The sequence below is a fragment of the Bacillus cereus group sp. MYBK108-1 genome, from assembly GCF_051917185.1.
Classification (GTDB): domain Bacteria; phylum Bacillota; class Bacilli; order Bacillales; family Bacillaceae_G; genus Bacillus_A; species Bacillus_A cereus.
The window spans coordinates 183,066-202,900 of sequence record NZ_JBQAHZ010000009.1 but is presented as its reverse complement, the minus strand read 5'-3'; the positions used below and the strand labels follow the sequence as shown (position 1 = coordinate 202,900).

Sequence of the window (19,835 nt, the reverse complement as noted above, 5' to 3'; positions counted from 1 at the left end):
ATCAGTACACCATTTATATATTGTTGATGTTTGTGAGTCATGAACAATTAAATGGTTTAACAAGTAAGGATTCAAGATAATGTATGTAAGATGAGTATAAGTTGTTACAAAAAATAAAAAAGAGCACCATTATAGGGTACTCTTTTATGAATCAGTACACCATTTATATATTGTTGATGTTTGTGAGTCATGAACAATTAAATGGTTTAACAAGTAAGGATTCAAGATAATGTATGTAAGATGAGTATAAGTTGTTACAAAGAAATAATTAGTCAGCAAAAGCAAAATGATTAGCTCTTAATGGAAAATGAAATGCATTATTAGAAACTCATGATATAAACAACTAAGTTGTGAAGATTAAAGTTTTTCAAAAAACTTCATTTGGTATTACTCTAGAATGGCATTATTGAACTTATAAATTAATATGCCTTTTCGTTTATTGACAAAATAAACGCGTTGATAGGAGTAATAACGAATTTCTTTAAAAATACGCTTTTTCATTAGGGAATTAATCTAAGCACTAGATAAATAGATGCGTATACTTATATTATGTGAGTTGTGAATGTAATTAAACTGAATTTTTATAGTTTAATTATTAGTAACTATTTTTATTCTAAGAAAAATGGATATTTAAAAATATTCAACACCATTACAATTGAGTGTTTCTTAGTATAAGAATATTCTCTCAAAATTATTAAATAAGGAGGAAATATATGAAAAATAATGGTTGTTTTGATCATAATAACTGCAATCCGATTGTTTTTTCAGCAGATTGTTGTAAAAACCCACAGTCAGTTCCTATTACTAGGGAACAATTAAGTCAATTAATTACTTTACTAAACTCATTAGTATCAGCTATTTCAGCATTTTTTGCAAATCCAAGTGATGCAAACAGAGTAGCGTTATTCAATTTGTTTAATCAATTTTTAATTTTCTTAAATTCCTTATTACCTTCCCCAGAAGTTAATTTTTTGAAACAATTAACTCAAAGTATTTTAGTTTTATTACAATCTCCAGCTCCTAATTTAGGTCAATTGTCAACATTATTGCAACAATTTTATAGCGCACTTGCACAATTCTTCTTCGCTTTAGATCTTATCCCTATATCCTGCGACTCAAATGTCGATCCTGCAACTTTACAAATTCTTTTTAATTTATTAATTCAATTAATCAATGCTACTCCAGGGGCAACAGGCCCAACAGGTCCAACAGGCCCAGCAGGAACCGGAGCAGGTCCAACAGGCCCAACAGGTCCAACAGGTCCAACAGGTCCAACAGGTCCAACAGGCCCAACAGGAGCGACAGGTCCAGCAGGTACTGGTGGAGCAACAGGAGTAACAGGAGCAACAGGCCTAACAGGAGCAACAGGTCCAACAGGTCCAACAGGTCCAACAGGTCCGACAGGTCCAACAGGTCCAACAGGTCTAACAGGAGCAACAGGCCTAACAGGAGCAACGGGAGCTGGAGCAGTTATTCCGTTTGCATCAGGTGAGCCAGTAGCGTTAGCAACTGTTTTAGGTGGATTAGCAAACACAGGAGCACTTCTTGGATTTGGAAGTTCATTCTTCCCTGTAATTGTCCCACCTGGTGGCCCGATTACTATAGGCCCTGTACCTCCAGTATTTGATTTCGCATTTGTAGCTCCTCGCGCAGGTACAATTACTTCGTTAGCAGGATTCTTTAGTGTAACTGTAGCGGTTGCTTTAGCATTAGGAAGCATACAAATTCAAATGCAGTTGTACAGCGCACCAGCAGCAAGTAATACTTTCACTCCAGTAGGTACACCGTTACTATTAACACCAGCATTTAGTGGTCTTATTGCTATCGGTAATACCGCGAGTGGTATTAGCGCACAAGCAATTGCGGTCGCTCCACAAGATAAGATATTACTTGTTGTTTCATCGACTACACCTGGTTTTGATATAGCTACTGCTATTACAGGATTCGCAAGTGCGGGTATAACATTCGTATAATCAGTTATAAGTTTTGTAGTTGAAAATTTTGATATAAGAAAAGAGATTGTCAAAAAAGTATCCACAGATTAACTTTTGAAGACAGTCTCTTTTTTTAATTGTTTTTATACTTTATGTCTGGTGAAAATGATTAAATATACTATGAGAATGTAGTGTAATTGTGTTAAGTTAAATGATCACTGCTAGTAAATTACACAGTAATAGGCATAAAAAATGAAGGTTTCCAACCTATTTGGGATACATAACTAATTTCATACACATACAAAGGCATATATCTAAAATATTTTAAATTTTAATCTTACATATGTAAGGGTTGAGAAGTGGGAGGGTTATATATGAAACAATTATCATTTTTCAAACATGTAGATGAAAAATGATAATTGTTCCATTTGTTATAGATAAGTTACGGAAATATAGAGTTTTACGTATTCGGTTTCAAAATCAGCAGGAAAAAAAGAACTTGGAGTAGAATTATTGTTTCCTGAGCTAAAGCAAGTGGATAAACATGAGTTGAAATATAGACAGTTAAAACGAGCTTTTGAAGAAGCTCTTGATGAGGATGAACAAAGGATTTTTGAAATGAAGTATATGAGTATCAAAGAATTAAATGATGATTACATTTATACTATCCTTGGAATGAAACGAGGTAAGTTTTATAGAAAACGTAAATCAGGTATCATCAACTTTGCTACAGCACTTGGCATGATTTAAAAAGTAATGGAATTTTAGGAGTACTGTTCGGGGTACTATTTAGGGCACTTAATCAGGTGTCTTTTTACTTTGGAATCGGCGGTACGACATTTCTACAGTTAATTGTTCTTTGAAAAAAATGCTTTGGGGATAGCGTAGCCCCTTTATCAAAACGTTACTTGGTCGGAATGGATGGAGAAAAAAGGAAGGAAAAGACGAAAAACTTAATTGAATTTATATATCCAGCCACGTTGCATGAGTATCGTGGCTGGATATCAGGAAACTGTCCGGGTGCCAACAGGAAAAAGTGTTGGTTTTTCATATAAATCTCATAATTGAGAATTGGTTTAAATAACCAGTGCACCAACAGCAAAATGTGATTCATATATTTGCGCACATTTTGCTCACATTTTGTTCACGTACTATATAAAAAAGTATGAAAATCTATAAAAATAATTATTTCAATAAAATTTGTTCTAGATGTTAAAAAGTGCCGAAACCCTTGTGGTATAAGGGGTTTGGCACTTTTTTGTTTTTTATATTTTATCAAATAAACAACCCTAAAACTGCTCATTCTTCTCCCAAGATTCAACGATATAATGTGCAATCGTCGGATTGAAGCCTTTACCAACTAAAAACATAATCGCAGCAACTTCTGTTAATGCGTGTTCGTGTGATGTATGTTTTGCTTCATTTAAACCGTAATCTACCCATGGTTTTACGAAATCTAGTACAGGTTTCTTGAAAGGTAAAAATTGTGTACCGACAACTTGTTGAATTTGTTGTTGTGTTGGTTCAGTAATTGGTCCAGGTGGTAAGATTTGTGGTTGTGTAATGTCTAGTGTTGGTCCGGGCGGTAAAATTTGTGGTTGAGTTGGATCTATTGTTGGTGGTTTAGGTGGTGAGACACGTGCGTCGTAGTTTGGTTGATACATTTGTTGTTGATATTGCGGTTGTTGTGGCTGAGTTGTGTATGGGTTTTGTGGTGCTACATATGGATTTTGTGGATATTGTTGTTCTTGGTTTTGTGGTGTTACATATGGATTTTGCGGATATTGTTGTTCTTGGTTTTGTGGTGCTACATATGGATTTTGTGGATATTGTTGTTCTTGGTTTTGTGGTATTACATATGGATTTTGAGGATATCGCTGTTCTTGATTTTGTGGTGCTGCATATGGATTTTGAGGATATTCATAATTTGGACGTGTGTCATATGGATTTTGTTGAAATTCAGTTTCTTGGTTTTGCGTTGTTGCATATGGGTTTTCGTCATGTTGTTGCTCTTGCTGTTGTAACTCTTGTTCTTCGTATTGTTCTGTGTATCTCTGTTCTTGTTGTTGAGGATACAATGGTTGCCTTGGATAAGGCGGTTGATTATTATAGAACATGTTTATTCCTCCTTCATGATGATGCCTACCACCTAGTGTATGGGCGGACAAGAAAATATGTGATGAAAAAATGCGGGCGTGTTACAATAAGTAACTGGGTGAAGATAAAATGACAAAACAAGAAAAAATTCAAAAAACAATTACTTTTGTAAAACATATTTTAGAAAAAGATGCGAGTGGGCATGATTGGTATCATATTGAACGTGTACATAAAATGGCGATTTCTTTATCTGAGCAAGAAGGTGGAAATCGTTTTATAATTGAAATGGCAGCATTACTTCACGATGTGGCAGATGAAAAGCTAAATGAAAGTGAAGAAGCAGGAATGAAAAAAGTTTCTGATTGGTTAGAAGAGCTACGTGTTGAAGAAGAGGAAAGTAAACATATTCTTCATACCATCGCCAATATGTCTTATAAAGGTGGCCATGGCGGCACAGTAGAGTCACTTGAAGGGAAAATTGTTCAAGATGCGGATCGTTTAGATGCTCTTGGTGCAATAGGAATTGCTCGTACATTTGCATATGGCGGGGCGAAAGGGAGATTAATGTATGACCCAACTATTCCGCCGCGTGAAGAAATGACGAAAGAAGAGTATAGAAAAAATAATGATCCATCTTTAAATCATTTTTATGAAAAACTTTTGAAATTAAAAGATTTAATGAATACGAATGCAGCAAAACAAGAGGCTGAAATTCGTCATCGTTATATGGAACAGTTTATTGAACAATTTATGAAAGAGTGGAATGCACAAATATGAAAATGTTAACTGTGGAGAACTTATCAAAATCATATGGAGAAAAGCCGTTATTTGATGGATTATCATGTAGTATTACAGAAGGACAACGTGTCGGAATTATTGGTGTAAACGGAACTGGTAAATCGACATTATTAAAAATTATTGCAGGATTAGAAGCTCCTGATACAGGTGATATGACGCATTCACGTGGGTATACAATTAGTTATTTATCACAGCAACCAGAGTTTGATGAAAAACTGACAGTATTAGAGCAAGTGTTCCATGGTGATACACCTTTAATTCGTCTTCTTCGTGATTATGAAAAAGCACTATTAAATATTGAAAAAGATCCAAGTAATGAAAAAGTACAGGAACAATTATTTGCAGTGCAGCAACGTATGGATGCAATGAGTGCATGGGAAGCAAATGCAAATGCGAAGTCTCTTTTAACGAAATTAGGAATTACGGACTTCACTGCAATTGTTGGGAATTTATCTGGTGGACAGAAAAAACGTATTGCAATGGCACAATGTTTTATTGAAACACCGGATTTATTAATTTTAGACGAGCCTACGAACCATCTTGACCATGAGACAGTTGAATGGTTAGAAGAATATTTAGCGAGATATACAGGTTCGGTATTACTTGTAACCCATGATCGTTATTTCTTAGATCGTGTGACGAATCGTATTTTTGAATTAGATAATGGTAAACTATATAGCTACGAAGGAAACTATAGTACATTTTTAGAAGCGAAAGCACTTCGTGAAGAGCAAGAATTGGCACAAGAATCGAAACGCCAAAATTTATATCGTCGTGAACTTGCTTGGATTCGTCGTGGTGCAAAAGCCCGTTCTACGAAACAAAAGGCGCGTATTCAGCGTTTTGATGAGCTAAAGGCACAAGAAGGACCAGCTGCAAAACAGTCAGTTGATATTGCACTAAGCGGAAGTCGTCTAGGAAAGAAAGTACTTGAGTTAAAAGATGTAACGAAAAAATTTGGCGATAAGACGGTATTACATAATTTTAATCATATTGTGAAACCGGGTGATCGTATCGGAATTATTGGGGCGAATGGAAGTGGGAAATCTTCCCTATTAAATATGCTTGCAGGTAAGTTATCTCCTGATAGTGGTGAAGTGGAAGTAGGACAAACTGTAAAAGTTGCTTATTATACGCAAGAAAATGAAGAGATGAATTTAAATCAGCGTATGATTGAATACATTAAAGAGATTGCAGAAGTTATTCATACGACAGATGGAAAAGTAATTGGTGCATCTCAAATGTTAGAACGTTTCTTATTCCCGACGCATTCACATGGTACACCACTTGGTAAACTATCTGGTGGTGAAAGAAGACGTTTATATTTATTACGTATTTTAATGGGAGAACCAAACGTACTTTTACTTGATGAACCTACGAACGATCTAGATACACAAACATTAACAGTACTAGAAGATTATTTAGAAGATTTCCCAGGTGTCGTTTTAACTGTATCGCATGACCGTTACTTCTTAGATAAAGTAGTAGATGAACTGTTCATCTTTACTGGCGGAGGCGAAGTGCGTGAGTTTCTAGGTAGTTATACAGATTATTTAGAAATGGAAAAAACGAGAGAACTTATGGAGAAAGCGGAAGTTCAAAAAGAGAAAAAAGTTGTAGAAGAAGCTCCAAAACAACAACGTAAACGTAAACTTTCATACAATGAACAGCGTGAATGGGAAACGATTGAAGATACAATTGCCGAACTTGAAGAGAAAATTGAGTCAATTGGAGAAGAACTTGCGAAAGTTGGATCTGACTTCACAAAGGCACAAGAATTATCTGAAGCACAGCAGAAAACAGAAGAAGAGCTAGAAAAAAAGATGGAAAGATGGAGTGAACTATCAGACATCGTTGAAGGATTAAAATAAAAACAAGCTGCATATATTGAAAAGTAAAGAGAAAAACTTTACACTATTGGTAGAACCTATTTTAGGAGGGAAAAAATGAGAACATCTAATCCAATGTTGAAAAAAGAGGCATTCCGTAAAGAGGGAGCAAGTGCTTCTGCGATGACGATTGGCGGAACAGTAGGCAAAACGTTCATTATGCTTATCTTGCTACTTGCAACGTCTGTCTATTCATACATACAGATGATGCAGGGGACGATGAAGATGCCAGTATTAATTGGTGCTTTAATCGTTGCGGCAATCATCGCATTTGCGTCTATGTTCTTCCCGCGTATTTCACCTTTTGGTGCACCAATCTATGCAGCGGTAGAAGGGGTTGTGTTAGGAAGTATTTCAGCAGTTTATACAATGAAATTTGGCGATTCTATCGTTTTAAATGCTGTATTACTAACAATCTCAATTCTATTTGCAATGTTAGTGTTATATGCAACACGCGTAGTAAAAGTAACGGATAAATTCCGTACAGGCGTGATGGCAGCAACACTTGGAATTATGGTTATGTATTTAGTCGTATTCCTACTAAATATGTTTGGTGTAACTGTTCCATACATTCACCAAGGTGGTACAATCGGTATTATTATTAGTGCAGTTGTTATTGTAGTTGCTGCATTAAACTTATTACTAGATTTCGATTTAATCGAAAATGGTGTACGTAGTCAAGCTCCGAAATATATGGAGTGGTATACTGCGATGGGACTAATGCTTACATTAGTATGGTTATACTTAGAAATTCTTCGTTTCGTTTCTTACTTTACGAAAAATGACTAATAAAAAAATCCTGCATGAAAAATGCAGGATTTTTTTATTTTCAAAGATATATTGAATGTATGGTATAATATGGATGATAGCAACTTGAAGTGAAGGAGATGGAATATGATGAAAGAGAAGAAGGGGATTATGAAAAAACTATTTTCTAAAAGTTTTTTCATAGAACTAGATGAAGCTTTAACGTATCCATCATCAAAAGTTATTACTTCAGCGATTGAAGGATATGCAACTGAATGCAATGAAAGACTAAAATTTGTGAGTAAAGTTAAACCGATTACTTTCTACTTAGAAAATGCAATGTACCGTGCTGAAATAAAGATGGCTCGCGGAGGATATTACATATCTTGTACTGAAGTGTAATAAATTTTGAAACCATACATGTTTGAACTATGTATGGTTTCTTTTTTTGTTTTGTAAGGTCTAAAATAATACTTTTTACTTACGGATATATCATTTTGTGCTTTTTACCATTCAAACATTTCTCCTTACAATGAAGAAAAACATGTGAGGTGGTATAACTTATGATGAATCGAGTTGTATTAATCGGTAGATTGACAAAGGAGCCAGAATTATACTACACAAAACAAGGCGTCGCTTATGCACGAATATGTGTTGCGGTGAATAGAGGATTTCGAAATAGTTTAGGTGAACAACAAGTCGATTTTATTAATTGTGTCGTTTGGCGCAAATCGGCTGAGAATGTAACTGAATATTGTAAGAAGGGGTCGCTCGTTGGGATTACAGGGCGTATTCAGACTAGTAATTACGATGATGAACAAGGCAAGAGAATATATAGAACTGAAGTTGTGATTGAGAGTATTACCTTTTTGGAGAGAAGGCGGGAGGGGGCATTGTAATAAAAGGTGATTTTAAGTAATAGCTTCGGAAAAAATTGTGGAAAGTATTTTAATAAACTTAATGGATAAAAAATAAAAATCATCGGAAACGAAAGCTTTTAAAATCCCGTTCCTAATTTAAAATGTAAAAAGAATGAAATAGTATGGTAGCGGGAAGAAAGTAGTAAAATTAAGCATCCGAGTAGGAGTATAGAGTGATAACATGTTACAATACAGCTAAGAACATGCAATAAAGGAGAGTTTTTTACGTGAAGATTAAAGCAATTGAACCGACGCCAAGTCCAAATACAATGAAAGTTATTTTGAATGAAGTATTACCATCAGGAGCACGTAATAATTATACAAATGAAAATAAAGAACAAGCACCAATGCAAGTGCAAGAAATTTTGAAAATTGAAGGCATTAAAGGTGTATATCATGTAGCCGACTTTTTAGCAGTGGAGCGAAATGCGAAGTATGACTGGAAAGTTTTATTACAACAAGTTCGTGCTGTTTTCGGCGAAGAAGTATTGGAAGAAAGTGAAGAACAACAACTTGCTCATTTTGGAGAAGTGAAAGTGTTTGTTCAAATGTTCTTTACAATTCCAATGCAAGTAAAGTTAACAGATGGAACGACGGAAGAACGTGTTGGTTTACCAGATCGTTTTAAAGAATCAATTATGAAAGTGCAAATGTCTGCACCAAACGTTGTAAAAGAGCGTAAATGGGTAGAACAAAGTACACGTTACGGTAATTTTGAAGAAATTGGGAAAGAAGTAGTGGAAGAGATTGTTGCTGCTTATTCAGAAGAACGTGTAAATGAAACGGTTAAAGAATTATTAAATCAAGCGGGTGCTGTTGAAGTAACGATTCAAAAGCGTGAGCCATATAAAGTAACAGAAGAGATGATGAAAGATTCTGACTGGAAAAACCGTTTTGCAGCATTAGAACAAATGGATCCTACTGAAGAAGATATTCCAGTGTTGAAGATGGCGTTAGATGATGAAAAAGTTTCAATACGCCGCTTAGCAACAGCGTATTTAGGTATGGTAAAAGGTGATGAAGTATTACCGTTATTATATAAAGCGTTGTTAGATCGCTCTGTAAGTGTTCGCCGTACTGCAGGAGATTGTTTATCAGATGTAGGTGATCCGGCAGCGATGTTCGTTATGATTAAATCTCTGAAAGATCCAAGTAAATTAGTACGCTGGCGTGCAGCGATGTTCTTATTTGAACTTGGAGATGAAAGTGCGATTCCAGCATTAAAAGCAGCGCAAGATGATCCAGAGTTTGAAGTAGCGATGCAAGCACGTCTAGCATTAGAGCGTATTGAAGGCGGAGAAGAAGCAAAAGGTTCTGTATGGAAACAAATGACGGAGTCACGTAAAGGGGAATAATGTATGATTGTTTTCTATGATAGTTGGTGTCCGATGTGTACGGCCGTTGCAGAACGTACGAAAAAATTAGATAAAAAGGGTAAGATGAAATTTGTTTCATTTCGAAATGAAGATGTAGTTGAGAAGTATGAGCTTTCTCAAGAACTACAAAGTAAGATGGAACAAAGAAGACTGTATATTTTTAAAAATAATAAGTGGTATGACGGTATTCAGAGCATAGATGTATTAGCAAAGGCCGTTCCATCTTATTGGTTTGCAGTTCCTTTTATAAAGCTATCTATCGTACTTGGTTTTGGAAGTAAAGTATACGATTATATCGCTAATAATAGAAAACTTGTTCCAGTGGGACATTGCCGCGGTGGGGTTTGTGAAATCCCTACAAAAAAATGAAATCATCGTTATCTTTCTTTTGCACCTATTAATAGAGCGTGATATGATGAATTTGGAATGAAAGTTGAAGGAGAGATTACAAGATGTCAAATGCTTATGAAGAATACATGCGCCAAATGGTAATCCCAATGCGCCAAGAGTTAGTGCGTTCTGGGTTTGAAGAGTTAACTACAGAAGAAGCTGTAACAGAATTTATGGAAAATACATCAGGTACAACTTTAGTAGTTGTAAACTCTGTTTGTGGTTGTGCAGCTGGTTTAGCACGTCCATCAGCAGGTCAAGCGGTTGTTCGTGCTGAAAAACAACCTGATCATCTTGTAACTGTATTCGCAGGTCAAGATAAAGATGCTACTGCAAAAATGCGTGAATACTTCGGAGAAATTCCTCCATCTTCACCATCTATGGCATTATTAAAAGGAAAAGAAGTTGTTCATTTCATTCACCGTCATGAAATTGAAGGTGCAACTATGGACGAAATTATTACGAACTTAGAACAAGCTTTCGAAAAGAATTGCTAAAGAAGGGGGAGAGTAAATCTCCCTCTTTTCTGTATATAGAGGTGAAACAATGATCGTAACAACAGCAGGAAGAACGAACAAAGAAATGACAGATTATGCAAACGAGGTAGCAGCAGAATTAAATGCTTCTTTCGTTAAACGTAATGACATACCAGTACATAAGCTACATGAGCAGTATGAACAAGATGTGCTTGTCGTAGGGAAGAACCGATTAGCTATTTATCCAAAAGGTACGGAAGAATCGTTTTTCTTTCATCCGAACTCAGCGATGTTTCGTGTGAAAAGGTTAATGCGTGGAGAACACGATCCGTTTGTACAAGCCACGCAATTAGAGAGAGGAATGACAGTGTTAGATTGTACGCTCGGGATGGCATCAGATAGTATTGTAGCTAGTTATGTTGTTGGGGAAAGCGGAAAAGTAACAGGACTTGAAGGCAATGAGTATATGGCTTATATTATGGAAAATGGTTTGAAAACATGGTCTTCATCCGTTTCTGAAATTGATGAAGCAATGCAAAGAATTCAAGTAAAGCAAACGGAGCATTTTTCATTTTTAGCGCAATGTGAAGACAATAGTTACGATGTCGTTTACCTTGATCCGATGTTTGAAGAAACTGTCATAGAATCCGATGGAATTAAAGGGTTAAAACACTTCGCTTTGTATCATGATATTACTGACGAAACAATTGCGGAGGCAAAACGAGTGGCGAGAAAACGTGTCGTTTTAAAAGATCATTTTCGTAGTTCTAGATTTGAAAAACACAATTTTTATGTATACAAAAGAAAAAGTGCTAAGTTTCACTTTGGTGTAATTGCCCCTTGATAATTGTTTGAAAAGATGTATAATAAGCAATAATTAATTAAATATACTGTCTGTGATGAAGAGAGTAGTCTTTTTTAGAAGGAAAGCGAGCTAGGGATGGTGTGAGCCTAGTACGGAAGAAAAAGATGAAGCGCACTTCGGAGATGCTTCTTGAACGAATAGTAGAGAAAGCCGAGGCCCCCTGTCCTCGTTATAAACGGGAAAGTGGTTCGTAACGAACAACAAGGGTGGTACCACGGGTTAAAACTCGTCTCTTTTTTAGAGACGAGTTTTTTGTGTTTTAAAAAATAAGGAGGTTGTATCATGGATTATAAAATGCAGTTTGCGGAAAGTTTATCTAATATTTTCACGAATGAATTAACGCAAAAACAAATTTTAGATTTAATTGAAACACCGAAACAAGATGAATTTGGAGATGCAGCGTTCCCATGCTTTTCATTAGCGAAGCAATATAAAAAAGCACCAGCTCTTATCGCAAAGGAAGTTGCTGAGAAATTAAATAATCCGTTTTTTACGAAAGTAGAAGCCGTTGGTCCTTATGTAAATGTATTTTTCAATCGTGAAACTGTAAGTGATGCAGTATTAAAAACAGTTTTAGCGGAGAAAGAAGAGTTCGGTCAAAACCACTTTGGCTGTGAAAAAACAGTAGTAATTGATTATTCCTCTCCTAATATCGCGAAACCTTTTTCGATGGGGCATTTACGTTCTACAATGATAGGAAATTCGCTGAAACATATCGCTGAAAAATGTGGCTATGAAGTTGTAGGGATTAATTATATAGGAGATTGGGGAACACAGTTTGGAAAGTTAATTACGGCTTATAAAAAATGGGGAAATGAAGCAGTAGTTAAAGAAGATCCAATACGTGAGCTATTTAAGTTATATGTCCAATTCCATGAAGAGGTAAAAGACGACGAAGAACTAGAAGAAGAAGGACGTGCTTGGTTTAAGAAACTAGAAGAAGGTGATGAAGAAGCGGTAGAACTTTGGAATTGGTTCCGTCATGAGTCCCTTAAAGAATTTTCTCGCATTTATGAACTTCTCGGCGTAGAATTTACTAATTTTCAGGGAGAAGCATTTTATAATAATTTAATGGAAGATTTTATTGGAATTTTAGAAGAACATGAGTTGCTTGAAGAATCAGAAGGTGCATTAGTCGTTAATTTAGAAGAAGAAGGAATGCCGCCTTGCTTAATTAGAAAATCAGATGGTGCGACGATTTATGCAACGCGTGACTTAACGGCAGCTTTATATCGTCAAAACACTTATGGGTTTGATAAAGCGCTATATGTTGTTGGTCCAGAACAAAGCTTACATTTCAATCAATTTTTCACCGTATTAAAAAAACTTGGCTATACTTGGGTTGATGGTATGGAACACGTACCGTTTGGCTTCATTTTAAAAGATGGTAAGAAAATGTCGACACGTAAAGGAAGAGTTATTTTACTTGAAGAAGTACTCGAAGAAGCAATCGAACTTGCAAAACAAAATATTGAAGAGAAAAATCCAAACTTAAAACAAAAAGAAGTAGTGGCAAAGCAAGTCGGTGTTGGTGCAGTCATCTTCCACGATTTAAAAAATGAGCGTATGCACAATATTGAATTCTCATTAGAAAACATGCTGAAATTTGAAGGGGAAACAGGCCCGTACGTACAGTACACACATGCACGTGCTTGTTCTATTTTAAGAAAAGAAAGTGTAGAATTTGAAACATGTACATTTGCTTTAAAAGACGATCATAGCTGGAGTGTCGTAAAATTACTAAATAAATTCCCGCAAATAATTGGAGCAGCTTTCAATAAAAATGAGCCATCGATTATTTCGAAATATATATTAGATGTAGCACAATCATTCAATAAATATTACGGTAATGTTCGTATATTAGAAGAGAGCAAAGAAAAAGACAGCAGACTCGCATTGGTTTATGCTGTGACGGTTGTATTAAAAGAAGGATTACGTTTACTTGGGGTGGAGGCACCTGAGGAGATGTAACATAGTAGTAAACTGACAAACTGGGTCTAGTATAAACCTGGTTTGTTTCTTTATTGGATATATATTTTTTTTGCAAAATCAATTAAAATCTTTTTAGAGAGGGTGATTCATATTGATTCGAACTTTTATTTTACAAATTCCTTGTCATAGAAGATTAGATAGGAGTTTTTTTAAACTACAAAAGTACATACCTTTATGTGCACGTTGTACAGGCATGCTTATTGGTATTTTAATGTTTCCAATTTATTTTTATATGACACCTTCATTTCTTTTGGCAATCATACTATCATTTTTCGCTCAAATTCCGTTACTTATCGATGGGTTCACCCAAAAGTGGAAATGGAGAAATAGCTCAAATTTGCTAAGAATAACTACTGGTGTATTAAGCGGTAATGGTATGGGATTATTCATTTCCTCTAGTGTTATATGGATATTATCTTAAGATATATAGTAATGGAGGTATTTACATAGATGTTCTGGATTTACTTAATTCTAATTTTTATTTCAGGCGGAAGTGGAATTGGTTTTATGACTCAAAATAACTATACAGAAGCAATAATAGCTTTTGTTATTTGTATACTATTGTTTGGGCTACTGTATTATTATCTTAAAAGAAACAAAAGAAAGAGAAAAGCAGATTGTGACGATTTAGATTGTACGGATTGTTTTGATTGTGATTGTACTTGTTAAATTTTTCTTCCAAATAAAAAGCTAGTGTATTATTAAAAATACACTAGCTTTTTTGCTTTGAAATTTTAAGAAAAGTGTAGGAATACGGCTATTATATAGAGAACTTTAGTTTTGTATATAAAAGGAGGCGTTAGATGTTGGAAACATATGATTGGAACAATAAACTAACATATTTAAAAAACACGAGAGATTTATATTACAACGACGATTATGTAAGCTTTTTAGTAAATACAGTTTGGAAGATTACTAAGCCTGTACATATCGTTGATTACGGTTGTGGATATGGTTATTTAGGCTTATTATTAATGCCTTTACTTCCAGAAGGATCAAAGTATACAGGCATTGATAGTGGAGAAACATTATTAGCTGAAGCGAGAGAGTTGTTTCGTTCACTTCCGTACGAGTCAGAATTTCTGGAGGGAGATGCTACAGAAATTGAACTGAACGATAAATACGATATAGCAATCTGTCATGCTTTCTTATTACATATGACTACTCCAGAAACAATGCTACAAAAAATGATACATTCAGTTAAAAAGGGCGGGAAAATAATCTGTTTTGAACCACATTGGATATCAAATATGTCTTCATACACTTTGGATGGAGAGAACCAATCGGAAATTATCCAGCTAGGCATTTTGCAGAATTTATTTGAAAGTGACACGCAGAGGAGTGGAAAAGATGGAAATATTGGTATGAAAATACCGATATATTTAAGTGAATTAGGTGTGAAAAATATTGAATGTAGAGTAAGCGATAAAGTGAACTTTTTAGATTCAAATATGCATCACAATGATAAAAACGATTTGTATCAATCATTAAAAGAAGAGGGGATTGCAGGTGATCCGGGTGATAAGCAACAATTTGTAGAACGTTTAATGGCTAGAGGATTAACATATGATGATGCGCTAGCTCAATATGAAGCTGAACTACGATTTTTTAAAATATTTCATGTGCATTCTTCTTTAGTATACGCTCCGAATATGAAAATTACATTTGGTGACATAGTATGTTAAAAGTCATGATATATAAGGATCGTCGTTTAATGTCGATATAATTTGAAAATCGCCGATATATTTGAATTATCGCTGATATAATTTTATGTACTAATTTCAGCTTCTACAAGATAAAAACCGCATGTTACGTTATTCCATATAATTAAACAAAATACGGAGAAAAACAATCATTTTTACTATATTTTATTATAAATTTGAATAATATTAATTAATACTATCCATTATAAGAGATTTTAGTTGAATACATACTATATGGTGTGTAAAATCTAAGCAAGTAGCAGTATAAATATAAATTCGAGGTGAATGCATGCTAGATTTTAAGCAGTTAGAAACTTGTTTAAAAGACAAGAGATTTGTAGATGGATTACAGGAAATAAATAATGAAATTGCATATATAAAAGAAACGAATACTTTATCCTATGTGAAGAATTGGCTTGCCAATATTCCTTCGCATAAGGAGTTCGATATATTAATTCGTCTTACTGATGAAGGGCTTATGCACCAATACAGTTCATTCCTCATTCGTTACGCTTATAAAAAATTCCCAAATATGAGAACGCTCTCTTTATATTGTGATGAGTTAATTGATGAGCGGAAAATTCTTGAAGCAGAGCAGCTGTTAAAAGAAACTTTAGAAGAGAGTAATAAAGAAGAAATAGATGCAGATTTTTTAGCGAAAACATATTTTACGTTAGTACGATGTCTTTTAGAAATGAAACGAAACGAAGAAGCGTTAATGTATATGCAAAAAGCAGAGGAGTACAGTGCACGCGCAGTGTTTGATAAATGGGGCTACGTTTATATGCATACAGGTGAATGGGAGAAAGCGGAAGAACAATTTATTGCTGGCATGCAGCATGAAGATTGTGAAGAGTTATCTACCTATTTATTATCACAATTGTATGCGAATAAAGGAGAACAAAAACGCGCGATACAGTTAATCGATGATGCAATTGTAAAATTCCCACAAGTACCATATTTTCATTTTGAGAAGATAAAGTATTTATTAGATTTAGAGCGATATGAAGAGATGTTAGCGGTAATAGATAACATAAATACTCAGCTGCCGTATCATGCCTATAATACTTACTTTGTACATTTACGTGCAGAAGCACTGTACAAAATGAATAAATTTGCAGATTTACAAAAACTATTAAAAGAAGAAAAGAGTTTAAGAGAATCTTTATATCATAATTTAGAAAAAAATCCGGATGGAAAAAAGGTTCACTTGCCGATAGTTCCTATTGTACAAAAGGATAATTATTGTGTTCCGACAAGTTTAGAGATGATGTTGCGTATATGGGGAGAGAAACGTACACAAGATGAAATAGCAGAGTTTATTTTTGATATGACAGGTTCGAAGTTTTCAGATACTGTTTCTTATTTAGAAGAATTAGGTTATGAATATCGTTATTTTAAAGGGAATGAAGAGAATTATAAGAGACTGATTGACGAAGGAATTCCTGTTTTATTAAGTATAGATATTGAGCATGCTTCACACGTACAAGTTCTATCTGGATATGATGATACATTGCAAGCTTTCTATGTTCAAGATCCAAACTTTATAGAACCAGTTCTTGTGGAATATAGTAAATTACAAGAAAAATATCGTTATACAGGCTGTTTAGCAATCACGTTTGTTCCGAAAGAAAAGAAGGAGCAACTAGCGTTTCTAAGTGAGGAAGAAAATCGTTACTTTAAATCTATTTTTTCTCTTACGGATCATTTAGATGAACATGACAAAGAGGGGATTAGTAACTTAGTACAATTTTTAAAAGAAACGAGTGATAATCCAAATACGTGGTTATATACGATAAAGCACTTAGATGTTGAAGTAGATAAAGAATTTATTTTATATTGTATCGATAAGTTAATGGAAAAGTTTCCGAACTCGGACTTTGTTAAATTGCATGGTGCACAGTGTTTTATTCGTCTTCAAGAAGTAGAGAAAGCGGAGCAAATGCTGACAAGCGTTGAGAAGAAAAATAATCGTGCTTTATATCATTTAATAAACGGAAGATATGCTTTTGAGCAGGAAAGTTATATAGAAGCGATTTCAAGCTTTCTTTCATCGTTACAATTAGACGCAGATCAGCCTATTGCTTGGAGTTTTCTCGCTTTATCCTATATGTATATTGATCAATCTGAAAAAGCATTGCAATACTCTCAAGTTGCGTTAGAGCGTAGTCCTGAAAGGTTCACTTTAACAAATCACGGTTTAATATTAATAGATTTAGAAAGATATGAAGAAGCATATGAAATCTTTAATGACTTGTTAAAAGAGTATAAATATGAAGCGCATGTATGGTATGAACGAGCGAGATGTGCACATCAACTAGGGAAATTATATTTAGCAATAAAAGGGCTTAAAGTAGCGATTCGTTTGGATAGTAATGCACCTTACATTTATACGAAACTTTCGGAAATATACGAATCTGATTTGAAGGATGAGGAAAGTGCGAAAGAAATTTTATTAAACGGTATTGAGAATTGTGATGATAAAGCACCTCTTTACGTAAAATTAGGTGATTATCATTTTCAAAATGATAGCTTGGAAGAAGCAGAAGTATTGTATAAGCGTGCTTTAGAAGAAAATGATGAGGATGTTTATTCTCACTTCGGACTTACACAAGTTTATATGGCAAGAGAACAATATAAGGAAGCAAAAGAATATATACTTGGTCTTGAGAAGCAAATTGAAAAGAGCCAAGATTTCCTCATGAATGCAGGAATGGTTTTATGGGATGCTGAAATTGAACTTGGTGGAAATGAAGAAGGGTTTAAAGTAGCACTATCTAAGTTAGAAAATGGTATAAAGAAAAGTGATTATAATGTAGCAAGTGCGTTAGATGAATATGTGAATCGAATTAAAGGAACGGAATTTGTACAACGAGGTATAGCATTTTTAAGAACGTTACACAAAGAAAGAAATGAAGTAAGTGAGTACGGTTGTTATGCAGGTATTTTATATGAATCTATTGGACAGTACGGCCAAGCGATGAAAAGATATAATAAGGCGATAGAACAAATGGAAATGGCATTACCGTATTACCGAATTGGTGAAACACTTATGGCATTAGGGCAATTGACGGAAGCAAAACAAGCGTATGAAACATGTTTAGAGCTTGATGGGAATTTCGTAGGTGTACATTTACAGCTTGCGGAAATATACGAAAAAGAAGAAAACCGTTCTAAAGAACAAAGTCATATGGTTCAGGCGATGAAAGAAGAGCCGTTGCATATTAATATGGAATATTTAGCACAGCTTTCAGTAGATATGAATCTTCAGGAAGAATTGCTGACTGAACTAGAACAATTAGTGGACGAAGTACCTGAAATATGGCGTTTAGATGCGATTGCATATGTGTACGGAGCGATGAATGAAATAGATAAAGAACAAGCACAGGTTGAATACGCACTACAATTAGATGGTGAGCATATAGAAGTTCTATATCATTATGCAAAAGTATTAGTGAAAAAAAGAAATGTAAAAGCAATTGAAGTTGCAATGAAAGTAATACAAAAAGATTTTGATAATGAACGTATATTTGATGTTTATGTAAAAGCAGTAGAGCAACATAAAAAATTGTCTAACATACGAGATTTTCTTCATACGTTAAAGGTGAAAAAAGCAGAAAGGAGTACAGCATTCATGTATGCTGCAGCTGCGGTTACGGAAATATGGATTGAACGCCAGCTGCATGAACAGCCAAAACGATCTATCATTACGAGAGCTTTTTATCGTATGAAAAATCGTGCGAAAGAAATTTCAATGGTTACTATGATAATTGATTTATATGAAATCTCTTTAAAGTTAAATCCGAAAAATAGTATGGCAGCACAGCGATTTGCGCTATTTTATGAGAATGTAGAGATGAATAAAGAAGCAATAGAGATTCTGCACACGTCACTAGAAAATAAATGGGATTATGACGTAGCGAAGCAACTTGTAAATCTTTTCGTTGAGTGCGAGGAAGAAGATATGTTAAGAGATGCTTTGGAATTAACGAAACAAATGGTTCGAGAACTACCAGATGATTATGATACTTTTCTTCTGCAAGCACAAGTATTTTTTAAAGCAGGGGAAGAAAGAAAAGCAGAAAAGATTATCTTGCAATTAACAGAGCAAACACCGTTTGTAAGTAGAGCATTTCTTGCTTTAGGAGAAATATATCAAAGTCAAGAAAGGTTTGAAGAGGCAATTCATGTATTAGAAAATGCTTCTATACATCATCCAAATGAAACAGCAATTCTTCTTTCTTTAGCATCTTCATATCATGGTGCCGGCCAAACGATAAAGGCAGAAAAAATAACAAATGAAGTATTAATAATTGACGCGAGTGATTTGTTAGCAAGATATGATCGAGCTTGTTATTTAGCACAGTTAAATAGAAATGAAGAGGCGAAGGAAGAGCTTGAATTTGTCCTTCGTGAGGATGAATCGGGATTCTTTGCTGAACTTATTGAGGATGATGAAAATTTAGCAGCATTGCGAGAATTTGAAAAGTAATTGTATAAGAATAGGGAAAAAAGATAAGGATATATTTTGAATTAGTTGACAATTAGTTGCTAAATGGCATAAAATAACTTTTAACAAAGTATACAAATCTGAAGACGAGAAAGAGTAAAATAGTGAGCTGTTCTCCAGAGAGCCGGTATATTGCTG

Annotated in this window: 16 protein-coding genes, 1 pseudogene and 2 other annotated features (1 of these 19 only partly in view); of the genes and pseudogenes, 16 read left to right on the top strand and 1 reads right to left on the bottom strand. The window is 34.6% G+C overall.

Annotated elements, in window-relative coordinates; all coding sequences use genetic code 11:
- Nucleotides 1–713 precede the first annotated feature (713 nt).
- Nucleotides 714–1,973: an exosporium glycoprotein BclB-related protein gene (locus tag ACTFSL_RS15425; protein WP_440041960.1), complete on the top strand. Its 1,260-nt coding sequence runs from the start codon at nt 714–716 to the stop codon at nt 1,971–1,973.
- Nucleotides 1,974–2,308: 335 nt separating this feature from the next.
- Nucleotides 2,309–2,684 (top strand): annotated as a pseudogene (locus ACTFSL_RS15420) (ArpU family phage packaging/lysis transcriptional regulator).
- A 539-nt stretch (nt 2,685–3,223) separates the two neighbouring features.
- Here the strand turns inward: ACTFSL_RS15420 and ACTFSL_RS15415 are convergent.
- Nucleotides 3,224–4,051 (bottom strand): hypothetical protein, encoded by an 828-nt coding sequence (locus ACTFSL_RS15415; protein WP_440041958.1) that lies wholly within the window; start codon nt 4,049–4,051, stop codon nt 3,224–3,226.
- Between the two features lie 109 nt (nt 4,052–4,160).
- On the opposite strand from ACTFSL_RS15415, the gene ACTFSL_RS15410 reads away from it, so the two are divergent.
- The 14 genes from ACTFSL_RS15410 to ACTFSL_RS15345 all read left to right on the top strand — a co-directional run bounded on the left by ACTFSL_RS15410 (nt 4,161) and on the right by ACTFSL_RS15345 (nt 19,679).
- On the top strand, nt 4,161–4,808 hold the full coding sequence (locus tag ACTFSL_RS15410; protein ID WP_440041956.1) for an HD domain-containing protein: 648 nt from the start codon (nt 4,161–4,163) through the stop codon (nt 4,806–4,808).
- On the top strand, nt 4,805–6,700 hold the full coding sequence (locus tag ACTFSL_RS15405) for an ABC-F family ATP-binding cassette domain-containing protein (RefSeq protein ID WP_000783160.1): 1,896 nt from the start codon (nt 4,805–4,807) through the stop codon (nt 6,698–6,700). The genes ACTFSL_RS15410 and ACTFSL_RS15405 overlap by 4 nt, the downstream gene beginning before the upstream one ends.
- Before the next feature lie 75 nt (nt 6,701–6,775).
- Nucleotides 6,776–7,507 carry a Bax inhibitor-1/YccA family protein gene (locus ACTFSL_RS15400; RefSeq protein ID WP_001260655.1) on the top strand — a complete coding sequence of 244 codons (732 nt, stop codon included), beginning with the start codon at nt 6,776–6,778 and terminating at the stop codon, nt 7,505–7,507.
- Between the two features lie 105 nt (nt 7,508–7,612).
- The gene (locus tag ACTFSL_RS15395) at nt 7,613–7,867 is read left to right on the top strand and encodes a DUF4318 domain-containing protein (protein ID WP_440041955.1); all 255 of its coding nucleotides are present in this window, start codon (nt 7,613–7,615) and stop codon (nt 7,865–7,867) included.
- A gap of 161 nt (nt 7,868–8,028) precedes the next feature.
- Nucleotides 8,029–8,364 carry a single-stranded DNA-binding protein gene (locus ACTFSL_RS15390; protein ID WP_000982017.1) on the top strand — a complete coding sequence of 112 codons (336 nt, stop codon included), beginning with the start codon at nt 8,029–8,031 and terminating at the stop codon, nt 8,362–8,364.
- 248 nt (nt 8,365–8,612) lie between these two features.
- Nucleotides 8,613–9,740 carry a conserved virulence factor C family protein gene (locus ACTFSL_RS15385; RefSeq protein WP_000692564.1) on the top strand — a complete coding sequence of 376 codons (1,128 nt, stop codon included), beginning with the start codon at nt 8,613–8,615 and terminating at the stop codon, nt 9,738–9,740.
- Between the two features lie 3 nt (nt 9,741–9,743).
- Nucleotides 9,744–10,130: a thiol-disulfide oxidoreductase DCC family protein gene (locus ACTFSL_RS15380; RefSeq protein WP_440041952.1), complete on the top strand. Its 387-nt coding sequence runs from the start codon at nt 9,744–9,746 to the stop codon at nt 10,128–10,130.
- 83 nt (nt 10,131–10,213) lie between these two features.
- A complete protein-coding gene (locus tag ACTFSL_RS15375) occupies nt 10,214–10,648 on the top strand; it encodes a BrxA/BrxB family bacilliredoxin (RefSeq protein WP_000063706.1) in 435 nt (144 codons plus the stop codon).
- Between the two features lie 49 nt (nt 10,649–10,697).
- Entirely contained in the window at nt 10,698–11,471 is a 774-nt protein-coding gene (locus tag ACTFSL_RS15370; protein WP_440041951.1) for a class I SAM-dependent methyltransferase, read from the top strand.
- A 43-nt stretch (nt 11,472–11,514) separates the two neighbouring features.
- Nucleotides 11,515–11,729, top strand: a binding site (T-box leader).
- A gap of 45 nt (nt 11,730–11,774) precedes the next feature.
- Nucleotides 11,775–13,463 (top strand): arginine--tRNA ligase, encoded by a 1,689-nt coding sequence (gene argS, locus ACTFSL_RS15365; protein WP_440041949.1) that lies wholly within the window; start codon nt 11,775–11,777, stop codon nt 13,461–13,463.
- A gap of 112 nt (nt 13,464–13,575) precedes the next feature.
- Nucleotides 13,576–13,905: a DUF2085 domain-containing protein gene (locus ACTFSL_RS15360; protein WP_000621474.1), complete on the top strand. Its 330-nt coding sequence runs from the start codon at nt 13,576–13,578 to the stop codon at nt 13,903–13,905.
- Nucleotides 13,906–13,934: 29 nt separating this feature from the next.
- A complete protein-coding gene (locus ACTFSL_RS15355) occupies nt 13,935–14,153 on the top strand; it encodes a hypothetical protein (RefSeq protein ID WP_000498606.1) in 219 nt (72 codons plus the stop codon).
- A 137-nt stretch (nt 14,154–14,290) separates the two neighbouring features.
- A complete protein-coding gene (locus ACTFSL_RS15350; RefSeq protein WP_440041962.1) occupies nt 14,291–15,169 on the top strand; it encodes a class I SAM-dependent methyltransferase in 879 nt (292 codons plus the stop codon).
- A gap of 307 nt (nt 15,170–15,476) precedes the next feature.
- Nucleotides 15,477–19,679, top strand: coding sequence for a tetratricopeptide repeat protein (locus tag ACTFSL_RS15345; protein ID WP_440041947.1), 4,203 nt, complete (start codon nt 15,477–15,479; stop codon nt 19,677–19,679).
- Between the two features lie 92 nt (nt 19,680–19,771).
- Nucleotides 19,772–19,835: a binding site (T-box leader), on the top strand (it continues 177 nt past the right edge of the window).